General features: G+C 64.1%; 13 protein-coding genes. 4 read left to right on the forward strand and 9 right to left on the reverse strand.

Translation table 11 applies throughout. The annotated features are described in order from the left end of the window. Window positions 1–59 precede the first annotated feature (59 nt). Both HGO92_RS12185 and ppk2 read right to left on the reverse strand, forming a co-directional pair. A complete protein-coding gene (locus HGO92_RS12185; RefSeq protein WP_169995124.1) occupies window positions 60–1,346 on the reverse strand; it encodes an alanine racemase in 1,287 nt (428 codons plus the stop codon). Window positions 1,347–1,427: 81 nt separating this feature from the next. Beyond that, the gene (ppk2, locus tag HGO92_RS12190; RefSeq protein ID WP_169995126.1) at window positions 1,428–2,363 is read right to left on the reverse strand and encodes a polyphosphate kinase 2; all 936 of its coding nucleotides are present in this window, start codon (window positions 2,361–2,363) and stop codon (window positions 1,428–1,430) included. A 120-nt stretch (window positions 2,364–2,483) separates the two neighbouring features. Between ppk2 and HGO92_RS12195 the strand changes: the two genes are divergently transcribed. Then, a complete protein-coding gene (locus tag HGO92_RS12195; protein ID WP_169995128.1) occupies window positions 2,484–3,131 on the forward strand; it encodes a DUF998 domain-containing protein in 648 nt (215 codons plus the stop codon). Window positions 3,132–3,218: 87 nt separating this feature from the next. Then, window positions 3,219–4,415 (forward strand): MFS transporter, encoded by a 1,197-nt coding sequence (locus tag HGO92_RS12200; protein WP_169995129.1) that lies wholly within the window; start codon window positions 3,219–3,221, stop codon window positions 4,413–4,415. On the opposite strand, the gene HGO92_RS12205 is transcribed toward HGO92_RS12200, so the two are convergent. Further along, on the reverse strand, window positions 4,412–5,434 hold the full coding sequence (locus HGO92_RS12205) for a LacI family DNA-binding transcriptional regulator (protein WP_240974587.1): 1,023 nt from the start codon (window positions 5,432–5,434) through the stop codon (window positions 4,412–4,414). The genes HGO92_RS12200 and HGO92_RS12205 overlap by 4 nt on opposite strands. 209 nt (window positions 5,435–5,643) lie before the next feature. On the opposite strand from HGO92_RS12205, the gene HGO92_RS12210 reads away from it, so the two are divergent. Both HGO92_RS12210 and HGO92_RS12215 read left to right on the forward strand, forming a co-directional pair. Then, window positions 5,644–6,759, forward strand: a complete 1,116-nt coding sequence (locus HGO92_RS12210; RefSeq protein ID WP_169995131.1) for a Gfo/Idh/MocA family oxidoreductase — start codon at window positions 5,644–5,646, stop codon at window positions 6,757–6,759. Next, entirely contained in the window at window positions 6,756–7,601 is an 846-nt protein-coding gene (locus HGO92_RS12215) for a TIM barrel protein (protein ID WP_169995133.1), read from the forward strand. The genes HGO92_RS12210 and HGO92_RS12215 overlap by 4 nt, the downstream gene beginning before the upstream one ends. Before the next feature lie 81 nt (window positions 7,602–7,682). On the opposite strand, the gene HGO92_RS12220 is transcribed toward HGO92_RS12215, so the two are convergent. From HGO92_RS12220 to HGO92_RS12245, 6 genes are all read right to left on the reverse strand, one after another. Beyond that, on the reverse strand, window positions 7,683–8,705 hold the full coding sequence (locus HGO92_RS12220) for a Gfo/Idh/MocA family oxidoreductase (RefSeq protein WP_169995135.1): 1,023 nt from the start codon (window positions 8,703–8,705) through the stop codon (window positions 7,683–7,685). A gap of 46 nt (window positions 8,706–8,751) precedes the next feature. Then, on the reverse strand, window positions 8,752–9,834 hold the full coding sequence (locus tag HGO92_RS12225) for a Gfo/Idh/MocA family protein (RefSeq protein ID WP_169995137.1): 1,083 nt from the start codon (window positions 9,832–9,834) through the stop codon (window positions 8,752–8,754). Further along, on the reverse strand, window positions 9,831–10,835 hold the full coding sequence (locus HGO92_RS12230; RefSeq protein WP_169995139.1) for a Gfo/Idh/MocA family oxidoreductase: 1,005 nt from the start codon (window positions 10,833–10,835) through the stop codon (window positions 9,831–9,833). Before HGO92_RS12230 ends, HGO92_RS12225 begins: the two co-directional genes overlap by 4 nt. 48 nt (window positions 10,836–10,883) lie before the next feature. Next, window positions 10,884–11,789: an ATP-binding cassette domain-containing protein gene (locus HGO92_RS12235; RefSeq protein WP_169995295.1), complete on the reverse strand. Its 906-nt coding sequence runs from the start codon at window positions 11,787–11,789 to the stop codon at window positions 10,884–10,886. A gap of 30 nt (window positions 11,790–11,819) precedes the next feature. Beyond that, the gene (locus HGO92_RS12240; protein WP_169995141.1) at window positions 11,820–12,860 is read right to left on the reverse strand and encodes an ABC transporter permease; all 1,041 of its coding nucleotides are present in this window, start codon (window positions 12,858–12,860) and stop codon (window positions 11,820–11,822) included. A gap of 63 nt (window positions 12,861–12,923) precedes the next feature. Next, window positions 12,924–13,919 carry a substrate-binding domain-containing protein gene (locus HGO92_RS12245; RefSeq protein ID WP_169995143.1) on the reverse strand — a complete coding sequence of 332 codons (996 nt, stop codon included), beginning with the start codon at window positions 13,917–13,919 and terminating at the stop codon, window positions 12,924–12,926. Between the last annotated feature and the right edge of the window lie 270 nt (window positions 13,920–14,189).

Raw genomic sequence — 14,189 nt, forward strand, 5'->3', positions numbered from 1 at the left:
TCGCGCCATCAGGAACACCGGGTGCCCGGAAGCCCACAGCTTCCGGGCACGTGGTGTTCCTAAAAGAACGTCTCGATCAGCCGGGCAACCTTGGCGCTGGCCCCAGGGGTGAAGCTCTCAACCGCGGGGATGAGCCGCCATTTGTCGAACATGGTGCACGGGTGTGAGAGCCCCAGCACCACCAGGTCCCCCACGCCGGGCTCGGCGCCGTCGGCCGTCCGCAGGAACGAGTGCTGGTCATTCATCCCGCTCACGGTAGCCCCGCGCAGGTCGGAAGTCTGACCTGTTGTCCGGGATACGGCGGTCAGCGGGATGGGGAAGCCCTCGTCGTAGGGAAAGTCCCGCTTGCCGCCGTCGAGCAGGGCCAGCCCGGGCTCTGGCTGGGACAGCACCCGGCAGACGGCGCGGGCTGCCGGCACCAGTGTCTCGTCACCAGTGGACGCGCGGTCCGGGTCGAAGGGTGACAGCGCATGGTAGATCCCGTGGTCATGGGTGATGTAGGCGCCGGACCTCAGGACGTACCGCGCCGTGTCGGACTTCCGCGCCTGCGCGAACAGCTCACTCACGACGTCGGGATAGTTGCTGCCGCCGCACGTCACCAGCACGTCGCCGTCGTCGTACAGGTGGCCGATCCGCTGGTGCAGCTCCAACAGATCAGAAACGTACCGGTGGAGGAAGTCCAGCGTCGCCGTGTCCCGGTCGTGCCCGAGCGCCCCCTCGTAGCCGGCCACCCCGGCCAGCCGCAGAACCGGTGACGCGGCAACCGCTTCGGCGAGCGCAACCGCCTCGTCCACACTGCGGCAGCCGGTCCGCCCACCCGGCGCACCGAGCTCCACCAGCACGGACAGCGGCCGGGCCAGCGAGACCCCGGCCAGGGCTTCTTCGGCAAGGGCGATGGCAGCGGGATTGTCGAGCCAGGACCAGATGGAACACTCGGGATCCGCAAGCTCCCCGGCGACCCAGCGGATCGCATTGGGGTCCGTGAGCTGGTTGGCCAGCAGGAGCGCGTTGAAAGACCGCGCCCGCCCCACCCGCAGCTGGCTGGGATTGGCCACGGTGATGCCGGTGGCGCCGGCGTCGAGCTGCTGCTGCCAGAGCTGCGGCGCCATGGTGGTCTTGCCGTGCGGCATCAGTTCCAGGTCCCGCTCGCCCAGCCAGCCGGCCATGAACGCAACATTGTGCGCCAGGGCTTCCTCGTCCAGGACCAGCAAGGGAGTCCAGAAATCCGCCAGGTCCGGACCGGCCGCGACGTACTCCTCCACGGCCCGGCCGGCCGCGCTGCCGGGCAGTCCCTTGTCGTCCGCGCTGATCGTCCGGGTCTGCTGTACCTGCTGCGGTGGGTTCAACGTCGCCCCGCCTTTCGTCGTCGTCGTTAGAATTTTCTTCCAGCGTAGTGGGCTAACGACGGCGGGGGTCACGTTTGCGGTTTAGTCGCCTACCGCTTCGCGGCCGCGGCGCACAATCAGCGGATCCGGCTCGTAAACCACTGAGGTGTCCTTGTCCTCATAGTCGAACTGGTTGAGGAAAAAGCGCATGGCGTTGATCCGCCCGCGCTTCTTGTCATTGGACTTGATGGTGGTCCACGGGGCGTGGTCCGTATCGGTGCGCAGGAACGTGTCTTCCTTCGCCTGTGTGTAGTCCTCCCACCGGTCCAGGGAGGCAAGATCCATCGGCGAGAGCTTCCACCGCCGCACCGGATCGATCTGGCGGATCGCGAAACGGGTGCGCTGTTCGTGCCGCGTCACCGAGAACCAGAACTTGGTGAGGTGGACGCCGGAATTCACCAGCATCCGTTCAAAGACCGGTGCCTGCGCCATGAAGGTCTCGTATTCCTCGGGGCTGCAAAACTCCATCACGCGCTCTACGTTGGCGCGGTTGTACCAGGAGCGGTCGAACATCACGATCTCTCCGATGGTGGGCAGATGGTGGACGTAGCGCTGGAAATACCATTGGCCCGCTTCCCGGTCCGATGGTTTTCCCAGCGCCACCGTTCGGGCTGCCCGGGGGTTCAGATGCTCTGTGAAGCGCTTGATCGTACCGCCCTTGCCGGCGGCGTCGCGGCCTTCGAAAACGATTACGTGCTTGAGGTCATGGTCCTGGCTCCAGTACTGGAACTTCAGCAGTTCCACCTGCAGCCGGTACTTCTCCAGCTCGTACTCGTCGCGGGACATCCGCTCGTCGTACGGGTAGTCCTCCCGCCACGTCTCCACGGCCGAACCGCCAGGGTCGATGAGCTCCGGGTCCTCGCCTTGGCCGCCCCGCACCGAGTAACCCAGCTCCACCAACTGGTCGATGGCCTCGCGCAGGTTCTCCCTGACCCATCCTTGGTCTCCGATCGACCACTGTGCGTCGTCCTGAGTCATCCCGGCACTCCTTCCGGCTCGCGGATTCACGGCAGTCTAACAACGCCGGGTGAACGGCCGGTGCACTCGCTGCGCCTGCCCGCGGCGATCGCGCGGCGGGCGGCGTGATGGAATTAGGGGATGGAGACAACGCAGCCGCTCACCGCAGGCCGACGCCGATACGCGGCGGCTGCCATGGCCGGCGCCGTGATCTACGCCGTGGTGGATGTTGTCCTTCACCTGCTGCCGCCGCACTACAACCCAATCAGCGACGCCGAAAGCAACCTCGCGGTGGGTCCGTTCGGCTGGATCATGAACCTCAATTTCCTCGGCCGCGCCGTTATGACTTTCTGCGTGATCGCAGCGATCAGCCGGACAGGGCCGGCGACGGGGCTGCGGCGCACCGGCTCTTGGCTCCTGGGCATCGGAGGCGTGTGTTCCGGGGTGCTGGCATTCTTTTCGGCCGACGTCCTTGCTGCCGGCGCATCCGGTCTGCGGGTTTCCACCACCGAAGGCACCATCCACCTTTACGTCGCAGCCTTCGGGTTCCTCGCCGCGTTGGCGGCCTTCGTCCTGCTGACCCTGTGGATTCGAACCAGCACGAACCTGCGCAACGCGTATCCGGCCGCATTGGCCTTCACCCTGCTCGCCGGCGCAGGACTCGCGTCCCTTGGCCTGGCTATCGGCTTTGCACCGGAACTGCTCGGTTTGGCGGAGCGGATCTGTCTAGTCGGCATCCTCGGCTGGGCTTTCGCCGTCGCCGCCGCTATCCGCCGGTCCGACCCCTGATCGACCACGTGGATTGCGATGCCAATCTGCGACTGTGCATTACCTGCAAGATGTTCCACCACACAGTCGACCTGCAAGACTGGTCCGATGAGAAGTTCCCGCGGTTTTATCGCCGGTTTGATCGTGCTCTGCCAAAGCTCCCAGTCCTTGGCATACGCAGGCATCGCGCTATTCCTTCCGCTGATCCGGACGGAACTTGGACTGACCTTTACCGAGTCCGGGTTGTTCGCCATTGCGACCACGGCCACTTATGCGGCGATGCAGATTCCCGCGGGATATCTGGCGGACCGGTTCGGCGCCAAGCGGGTATTCCTGATCGGCACCCTCGGGGTTAATCTGACAGCCTTGGGTTTTGCGCTGCTGCCAACATTTGGCTGGCTACTTCTGGACCAGGCAGTATCCGGGATATTCCGGTCACTTATGTTCGCACCAGGCATGGTGCTGATGTCACGCCAGTTCCCGCCTGATCGCCGTGCCACTGCAATCGGATTGTTTGTGGCGCTGGGTTTCACTTCCAACATCTTCCTCAACACCCTCGGTCCGGTCTTGGTGGGCCCGCTTGGCTGGCGCAATCTGTTTCTCATCTTTGCCGCCATGGGACTGCTGTTCCTGGTCCTGTTCTGGAAGACGCCGGAGGCACCTGGCACCGGGCAGGACACCCGGCCCGTCCGGTTCCACGAGCTCGCGGCCCTCATACGAAAGCGCATTCTCTGGCTCTGCGCAGGCATCCAGTTCGTGCGCTTGGCAGTCACCGGTGGAACAGCGATGTGGCTGCCCACTTATCTCATCACGGACAAGGGCATGTCTCTGCAGGCCGCGGGGCTTGTCCTCGCTGCGGGCGCTCTGCTTTCTGCCCCGGCAAACTTCCTCGGCGGTTACATCGCGGACCGTTTCAACCGTCCCGTGGCGGTCATCTCCACAGCACTGGTGCTGATCGGCGGAACGTTGCTGCTGATCGTCCAGGCCCAGTCCCCCGCCGCCCTGCTGGTCCTGGTGGCCGTTAACCAGTTCCTGGTTCAGATCTATTTCGGTCCGCTTTTCGACATTCCGGTCCGCGCACTCGGCCGCGAATTCGCCGGCACGATCAGTGGCTTCTCCAACTTCTGGGCGAACATCGGCGCCCTGTTCTCGCTGTACCTGCTCGGGTCGGCCAAGGACCTCCTTGGCTCGTTCGACGCCGGTTTCTTCCTCCTGGCGGGAATGTGTGCCGTGGCTATCCTCTTGGCCGTGCCAGTTTCGCGGCGAACAACGACGACGGTGATGCCCGCAAGTAACGCACGCTAGACCCGTGCGGGAGCGGGCCCTGTTGTTTCCCGGACGACCAGTTGTGGCTGGTGGACCAGGTCTTTGGGCTCCTGGGAGGCCAGCCGCGCCGCCGCACACGCGACAGCAGCTGCAGCCAGTCGCGGCGCGTCCTGGCTGACGCTGGTCAACTGCACGTGGCTGAGGCGGGAAAGCTGACTGTCGTCGTACCCAGTTACAGAGAGGTCCTCGGGAACGTTTAGTCCCGCCCGTCGTACGGCCTCCAGCACGCCCAGTGCGCACCGGTCATTGAAGGCCACTACGGCGTCCGGGATCGAACCGGCCACCAGTTCGCCAGCCGCGCGCAGCCCGTCTTCTTCGTGGGCTCCGCCATGGAGCACCCGGATGTTGGCCGAGAGTCCGTACTCCTGCATGGCAGCCCGATAGGCCGCGCTGCGTTCGTCGGCGGCCACTGCTCCGGCACCATCGATGTGCACAACATTCCGGTGCCCCAGCGACACCAGATGTTCCACGGCCGCACGGACGCCGGCGCCGTCGTCGCTGCGGACTACGTCAACGCCTTCAGCCGACGTGGTGCTGAGGAGGCTGATCACCGGCACCTGACGCGCATAAGCGGCCAGTAAATCCGGGGCGGAGGACGGCGCGATCATCAGCGCCGCCTCAATGCCCGCATCCAGAAGCGACTCCACCGCGCGGGATTCCGGCCGACGCGCACCGACCGCGCTGAGAACCACGTCGAATCCGTCAGCCTCCGCTGCAGCATAAATGGATTCGACCACCTCACCGTGGAATGGCTCGGAGAGTGTGAAAGTGACGCCAAGGAGCCTGGTCCGGCTGCTGCGCAGCAGACGCGCACGGGAATCCGGACGGTAGCCCAGCTCGCGGGCAACCTCAAGCACGCGGAGGCGAGTGGCCTCACCGGCACCTTCGGCGCCACGCATTACGATCGAAGCCAGCGCCCGCGAGACACCGGCCGCCGCGGCGACGTCCGCCAGCGTAGTCCTGCGCGTCGGCGTGCCCTCAGGCTGTTGTCGCATCATGCTCCTTTGCTTTCCGCCACACATCCGGGAGCGGGTTCTTCGAGGGGCTTTTCGCGGCCGCTTCGATTCTTGCAAGAGCCCCAAAATTGATACTAGAACGATCTAGACAGCGCTGTCCACGTGTGTCACAGTGGATGCGTCCCGTCTACTAGATCGTTCTAGTGCTAGTCGGAGCCCAAGCTCCGGACTTCATCATCAAAGGAGCATCCATGGCCTACGTCGAGCGCAACACCGAGACAACATCCCCGGTCCGGCTTGCCCTGATCGGTTCCGGCTGGATAGGAGCTTTCCATGCCGAAAGCGCCGCCGCCCGGATCGGCGGAACCCGCCTCGAGGCGATCGCCGATCCTGCCCTTGGACCCGCCACCGAACTGGCGGACCGGCTCGGCGTCGCCAAGGTGACTGCCAATCCAGCCGACCTGTTTGTCGATCCGGACGTCGACGGCGTCATCATAGCAGCACCGGCCCGCTTCCACTCGTCCCTGATCGCAGCAGCCGCTGCCGCCGGTAAGCATGTGTTCTGCGAAAAGCCGGCAGCACGGACCCTCGAAGAGTTGGACGATGCGCTGGCCGCCGTAGAGGAGGCCGGAGTCGAGCTGCAGATCGGCTTCAACCGCCGTTTCGCGGCGGACTTCGCGGCCGCAAAGCGCACCATTGACGCCGGAAGCGTGGGCGAGCCACGGCTGCTACGTTCGCTTACCCGCGATCCCAACACAACGGACGCCATCCCAAACGCGGACCGGACCCCGCAGTGGACCATCTTTCTCGAGACGCTGATTCACGACTTCGACACTCTCAACTGGTTCAACCAAGGAGCCGTCCCGGAGCAGGTCCATGTGATGGCCGATGCGCTGGTGGAACCTTCGCTCAAGGATGCGGGCTACCTGGATACCGCGGTCGTCACCATCCGCTACAGCAATGGAGCGATCGCCGTCGCCGAGGCGAACTTCAGCGCCCTGTATGGCTACGACGTACGCGGCGAGGTATTCGGGTCGGCCGGTATGGTCCAGGCCGGTTCGCTGCACAAGACATCAGCCACAAGCTACACCGCGCACGGCTTCAGCGGCGAAACCCCGCGGCTGAACGTCGAGCTATTCCATGATGCCTACACCGCGGAAATCGCACACTTCGCGGAGGTCATCCGAAGCCGGCGCGACGGCACACCAGCTCCTGAGCTTGTCGCACCCGGCGGCGCCGATGCCCGGGCGGCCCTAGCCCTCGCCCTGGCTTGCATCAAATCAGTCGACACCAGTGCCCCCGTCAACTTAGCCGATGTTCTCCCCGCCGCCGTCCAGGCCAGCGCACTTCCGGCGGACGCCCGATGAGCGGTCAGGCCACGCCGAGCCTGGGCTCAACCGGCATCCGCCTTGCTGTCTGCGCAGAAATGGTTTTCCTGGACCTGCCCATCGAGGAACGTGTCCGCCGGATCTCCGACGCTGGCTTCGACGTCGAGCTTTGGGATACCCGCAAGCACGACGTCGAACAGCTCGTCGCCACCGGCGCCGCGTTCTCCTCGATGACCGGCTACTCTGCGGGCAGCGTCATCGATCCGGACACCTCGCCCGATGTTCTCCGCACGGCCGCCGAGCTCATTCCCACAGCACTGGAGCTGGGCGTCAGCCGCATGGTGGTCCACCCTGCCGAGCTGATCGACGGGCAGGCCGCACGTCCAGCCTTCCGCGCTACCGGCCAGATGTGGCTCACGGGACTGCGGACTCTTGAAAAGCTGGGCGAGCTCGGCGCGGAGCACGGCGTCACGTTCGCGCTCGAGAACCTCAACACCATCATTGACCACCCGGGCATTCCGCTCGCCAGAGTCAAGGACACGCTGGCCCTCGTCGAGGCGGTGGCGCACCCCAATGTAAAGATGATGCTCGACCTTTATCACGCGCAGATCGGCGAAGGGAACCTGATCGACCTGCTCGGCCGCGCCCTGCCGCACATTGGCGAGATCCAGGTGGCAGATGTGCCTGGGCGCTGCGAACCCGGCACCGGGGAGATCAACTACCCGGCCATCGCTCGGACCCTGGACGAAATCGGTTACGAGGGGACAGTCGGGATGGAGGCCTGGGCCGAATCCGACAGTGAGCTGGCCTTGGCACGCTTCCGAGAAGCATTCACGATACGGCGTACGGATCCCTTCAGTGCGGGGATCTCCAAGGGCTAGCAGCAGCGCCACCAGGACCCCCGATCACCGATCGGCCAACACTGGCCGCGAGGCCTTGTCCGGACCTCGTGACTGGGAGAGTCAGAGCTCCACTTTGACCGGGATGCCGGTCTCCAGGGACAGCTGTGCGGCGTCGGCCACTTTGGAGGCAGCGACGGCGTCATCGGGCGTACATGGGTTTTCCCGCTGCCCTTGGATCAGTTCGAGGAACGCCAGCATCTCGGCCCGATAAGCAGCGTCGAACCGCTCGGCGAAGGTCTTGTGGGTCTCCCCCTGCGGAAACTCGACTCCGGCCTCGGTCGACCGGACCGCGGTCTTCTCGTCCAGCCCCACCATCACGGATGACTTGGATCCTTGGATTTCGAGCCGCACGTCGTGGCCGGCCCCGTTGTAGCGGGTAGCGGAGACCGTGCCCACCGTTCCGTCGTCGAAAGTAACGACGGCGAGCGCGGTGTCCACGTCGCCCACGGCGCCGATGGCGGGATCTCCGTTGTTCGAGCCGCGGGCATACACCTCCACGATCTCGTGGCCCGTTAGCCAGCGAAGAATGTCGAAATCGTGTACCGAGCAGTCGCGGAACAGTCCGCCCGACGTTGCCAGGAATTCGATAGACGGCGGAAACATGTCGCCGGTGACGGCCCGGAGGGAGTAGATCCAACCCAGCTCCCCCGCATCAAAGCGGCGCTTGGCTTCCAGGTAGCCTGCGTCGAAGCGGCGCTGGTGACCGATCTGCACCACACCGTTGTGTTCCCGTATGCAGTCGAGCACCGGCAGCGAGTCCGCCACATTTCCGGCCACCGGCTTCTCGCAGAAGACCGGTATGCCCGCTTCCACGCCGGCACGGATGAGCTCAGGATGGGTTGCGGTGCCGGTGGCGATGACCAGGCCGTCGACCCCGCCGTCGAGCATGTCCCGGACGCTAGGGACGAATTCCGCACCCACCGATTCGGCCACCGCGCGCGCGTGGTCCGCGGCAACGTCGGTAATCTGCAGCCGGACCTGAATGCCCTGCTCCCTCAGGCCCTCGTTGAGGGCGGAGATGTTCTTTGCGTGCATGGTGCCGATTCGGCCGGCGCCGGCCAGGCCGAGGGATACCTTGTTCATTGTTTCCTTTGCTGGTTGATAAGGCTGCTGGTGGTGGTGGGGGCTGCTAGATGGTACGCGCCGCCGCGGCCGTGCTATCCCGCGCGTCGGGAAAACTGATTCCCAGCTGGGCGCGCAGTTCGTCGGCCAGCCGCATCGTTTTGATGGATTCGCCCAGCGGCCGCTCTGCCACTTCGAGCTTCCCGGCGGCCACCGCACGGGCCACTGCCGCGGCCTGGAAGTGTAGCCCCGCCACGTGATCACCAGGCGGTTCCCCGTAGCGCAGTTCCCGCCCATCCGCCGTGCGGACCGTGAAACCGCCGGGTACGTTGAAAGATCCGTCCAGGGTGAGCGTTGCTTCAGTCCCCACGATGGTGGCCGTGGTGGGCGTGAATCCAAAGAGGTTTGTGTTCAACACAGCGTGCGCGCCACCGGCGAAGTCCATCACCGCGGAGATCTGGCCGTTGACGCCGGCCGGGTGCGGAGTCCCGAGGGCGTGGACGGTCTCGGGCACACCAAGGACCGAGGAGATGAACGCTAGCGGATACGTGCCCAGGTCCAGCAACGGCCCGCCGGCCAGCTCCGGGTCGAAGATACGGTGGCCCGGCTCGAAGTGCTCGCCGTACTCGGCCTGCACGGTGACCAACCGTCCCAGCGCGCCGGACTCGAGCAGCTGCCGCGCGATGTCGTACTTTGGCAGGAAGAACGTCCAAAGCGCCTCCGCAGCCAGCAGCCCCCGCGATGCCGCCAGACCGGCGATGTCCTCGGCCTGCCGGGCGTCGACACCGATAGGCTTCTCAATCAGGACATGCTTGCCCGCCTCGAGCGCCACACGCGCGACGGAGTGGTGGTGGTTGTGCGGCGTGGCCACGTAGACAATATCCACATCCGGCGAATCCGCCAGCTCCTCATAGCTGCCGTAGGCCGCAGGGATGCTGAACCGTCCTGCGAAATCTCTGGAGCGCTCCTGAGACCGCGAACCAACGGCGGCCACAACCTGGCGGGTGTGTCTCTGCAAGGAGGCGGCGAAGCGCTCCGCGATCCAGCCCGGTCCGGCAATGCCCCACCGTAGCGGGGGCGCGTCCCAGGAGTCCGGCACGCGGCTGCCGGGAAGCGCATCAGGAAAGCGCGCGTTTGATGTCGGGCTCATGCCTGCCCCACCGGGGTGAAAGCCCCTCCGTTGTGCATGGATTCCACCATCGCCTCGCCCGCCAGCGAGGCACGCAGTCCATCCTCGGCAGACGCCAGCGGCGATTCCGTGCCCTCCTGCAGCGACCTGATCCAGGCCTGCAGCTGACGACGGTAGGCCTCGGCGAAACGAGGCCGCCAATCCTGCGGGTACTGCGTGTAGCTCTTCAGCGCGGAGTTGTAGGCCACGGTGGCCGGCTCCAGGAACCGGCCAGTGCCGCGCTCACCGACCACCTCGCATTGAGTGGAGTAGCCGTGGCCGGCGTTGAGGAACAGTTCCAGAGTGGCCAGCACGCCGGAGCGCAGGCGCATCATCATGAACGCCGGATCCTGCAGGCCGGAACCAGCCTGAGACGTGGAGAGAATACCGGGTACCCACGCGACCTCGGTGATCGGGCTGTCCAGCAGCCAAGGGAGGGAGTCCAGCTCGTGGATCGCGGAGTTGGTGACGGCGGATTCGCTCGTGGCGCCCGGCGCCGCGGAGACATTGCGGCTGACGCCGTGCACCAGCAATGTGCGGCCCAACCGGCCATCCTCAATGGCCTCGCGGACCTCCAGGTGCCCGGGGTCGAAACGACGCATGAATCCCACGCTGACCAGGGACCTTCCGTGCTCGTCACGGACCCTGCGTTCGGCATCCACAACCTCACGCGCTTCCGCCGCCGTCGGCGCCAGCGGTTTCTCGCAGAGCACAGGCTTGCCGACGTCCAGGCAGGCCTGGACCAGTTCCGCATGCGTGGAGTCGTGGGAGGCGATGACCACTGCATCGACTTCGTCCGCTTTGATGAGTTCCAGCGGATCTGTCACCGCGCGGGCGCCGAGGGCTGAAGCCGCTCCCTCGGCCCTCTCGGCATCGATGTCCGCGATGCAGGTCAGCGAAGCACTTCCGATATTGCGGGCCAGGTTCTGTGCGTGGTCGGCTCCCATTATGCCGGCGCCAATCACTCCTGCGCGGATGGTCATGGTCCTCTTTCCTGCTGAATTCTTCGTTCAGTCGCGGGTTAGCCGTCTTCAGCTTCGGCGGGTTTCGGTACCGGAGACCTCTGCTTCAACCTCCGCAATAACATCCCCGTGGCCGCCGAGCGACTCCAGCTCGTGGGCCAACTCCGCCAGTTCGGCACCGCCGGCCATCTGCGCCGTGAGCTCCTCGAGCGTGATGTCCTTCTTGTTGTAGTAACCGATCGATTTGCCGCGCTTGAGCAGCAGGAACCGGTCACCCACAGGGAAGGCGTGGTGCGGATTGTGGGTAATAAAAATGACGCCGAGACCGCGATCGCGCGCCTGCAGGATGTAACGAAGCACGACGCCGGACTGCTTCACGCCCAGCGCAGCGGTGGGCTCGTCCAGAATCAGAACCTTGGCCCCGAAATGGACGGCTCGTGCGATGGCCACGCACTGCCGTTCACCGCCGGAGAGTTGGCCGATGGGCTGCTCGACATCGCGCAGATCGATGCCCATTTCCTTCAGTTCCTTCTTGGTAATCTGCTTCATTGTCTCCACGTCTAGCCGCTTGAACGGGCCGACGCCGGTGGTCAGTTCGGAACCAAGGAAGAAGTTACGCCAGATCGGCATCAATGACACGACGGCGAGGTCCTGGTACACCGCTGCGATTCCTGCATCCAAGGCTTCACGCGGCGAATTCAGATGGCGCGGCTCCCCGAAGATCGAGAAGGTTCCCTCATCATGCTTGTGGAGGCCGGCGATGATCTTGATCAGCGTGGATTTGCCGGCGCCGTTGTCGCCGAGGACGCACGTCACTCGGCCCGCGTCCACGGCCATTGTTACGTCGCTCAGCGCGATGATGTTGCCGTAGTGCTTGCCCACCCCGTCCAATTCGAGCAGGTGGACCGGCGTGCTGGTCAGCGGGTCCTTTTCGGCCCGGAGCAGCGCTTCCTGGGTGATGTCCTTGTTTTTCATGAGTGTCATTTCCTTCTGCTCCTCGTGCGCTTACTTCTGCTCGGCCCGGCGCTTGACCACAAGATTGACGATCGTGGCCAGAAGCAACATCAGCCCCAGGAAGAATTTGAACCAGTCCGGATTCCAATCCGCATAGACGATGCCCTTGTTGGCCATGCCGAAGATGAACGCGCCGATCGCGCCGCCGATCGCTGAACCGTAGCCACCGGTGAGGAGGCACCCGCCGATGACAGCGGCGATGATGTAGAGAAACTCGTTGCCGATACCTTCGCCGGACTGGACAGTCGCGAAGGCAAACAGGTTGTGCATGCCAAGGACCCAGGCGCAGAAGCCTACACCCATGAAGAGACCGATCTTGGTGCGTACAACAGGAACACCCACGGCACGGGCGGCATTGGCATCGCCGCCGGAAGCGAAGATCCAGTTCCCTACCTTCGTGCGCAGCAGAATCCACGAGGCCACGGCAACCATTGCGATCCAGATGAAAACAGTGATCTTCACATCAATGCCGCCAATGTTTACCGAGGAGGCGAAGATCGCTTTGGCCGACTCGAATCCGTCCATGTTCGAAACGGACGGCGTGGAAACGCTGCCGCCTATTGCCCGGGTCAGACCCAGATTAAGACCGGTCAGCATCAGGAAGGTTGCCAGAGTGACAATAAATGAGGGCAGCTTCGTCTTGATCAGGATCCAGCCGTTAATGAAGCCGACGCTAAGCGAGAGGACCAATGCCAGGACCACGCCTACCCAGACGTTCATCGAGAAGTACCAGCTGAACAGGGAGGCCATTAGCGCCGAGCTGATTACGGCCACACCGGTGGACAAGTCGAATTCGCCACCAATCATCAGCAGGGAAACACCGACAGCCATGATGCCGATCGTCGAGGCGCCGTAGAGAACGGTAGCGATCGATCCGGGCTGCAGGAAGACGGGGGCCACAGCCGAAAAAAAGATGAACAGTGCCACGGCCCCGACGAGGGCTCCGATTTCGGGACGGCCCAGAATCTTGCTGATGGTGCTTTTCTTCGCTACCCGTTCATCTTTGACGGGAGCTGTTGCTGTCATGGTCATGTCATTTACTCCTTGAAGGCTGTGGCGGAACCGGAAAGTGGTCCCGCCACAGCAGTCGGCTGGTTAGCGGACGCCTTGCTCGGCGAATTCGAGGACCTCGCCTGCACTTTCCTGGTCCACAATGGTTGGACCGGTCAGCACCGGCTGGCCACCGCCGATCTCGAAGCCGCCGCGCTTGTTCTGCCAAAGTGCATCCACAGCCATGTAGCCCTGCAGCCATGGCTGCTGGTCGACAGTGAAGATGACATCGCCGTCGACGATCTTCTGCGCAAGTTCAGCGTTCATATCGAAGGACGCCACCTTGGCATCGCTTCCGGCGGTCTCGACCGCCTGCAGAATGGTCAGGGTAAACGGTGCGCCGAGCCCGATAACGACATCGGCGGCTTTCGTTGCCTGCAGTTTTGCGGTCACAGTGGACTGCACCTGCGTCATATCGGTTCCTTGCACGTACAGGATTTCGGTGCCGGGCACCTTTTCCTTAACACCGGCGCACCGGTTCTCGAGGCCGACGTGTCCCTGCTCCTGGATCACGCAGATGGGGTGCTCGTAACCGTCTTCCGCCAGCCGCTCACCCACCGCCTCGCCAGCGAGCTTTTCGTTCGATCCGAAGTGGGTGAAAGCGCCCAGCTCGGAGAACCGGTCCTCTCCTGCGTTGAGGCTCACTACGGGGATGCCCGCTTCAGTTGCATTTTGCAATGCCGAGGCCAAAGCATCGGGCTTGGCCAGGGTAACTGCGATGCCGTCCACGCCTTGCTGCACCGCTTGTTCGATCAATTGAGCCTGCCGGCCGCCCTCGGGATCAGAGAGATACTGCAATTCGACGTTGTCCTTGGCAGAGGCTTCTTCCGCACCCTTCCGAACGATGTCCCAGAAGGTATCGCCAGGAGCTGCGTGCGTAATCAATGCAACTTTGATCCGTTCCGTATCGGCAACGGCGCCACCACCTTCACCCCCCGCTTCGGGGGCACGCCCTCCGCCGCTGGAACAGGCTGTCAAGGTCAGCGCAGGAACCAGGACCGCCGCAGCCGCCAGTTTCCGCCAGGAAAGCTTGTGTGACACGAGAATCTCCTTTGTTTTCGTGAACCGGCCTTCCCCGAAGGCCGGTGGACCGATCCCGGGGAGCATGGTCTTCGCCCCGGTTCAGTTCCTTGGGAACAAGCATGGTGACAGGAGTCACAGAAGTCAATAGTATGTAAGGACATATTCACAATGAGAAGGAAGCCACGCTTCGGAAGGCACGAGTGGCGGCCGGTATACGTACAGGAAGAGCTCCCATTCCCCAGGTGTAGCCGAGGGAACGAGAAGGATCGCTGATACCATCACGGCAAG

The organism is Crystallibacter degradans (assembly GCF_012952295.1).
Classification (GTDB): Bacteria; Actinomycetota; Actinomycetes; order Actinomycetales; family Micrococcaceae; genus Crystallibacter; species Crystallibacter degradans.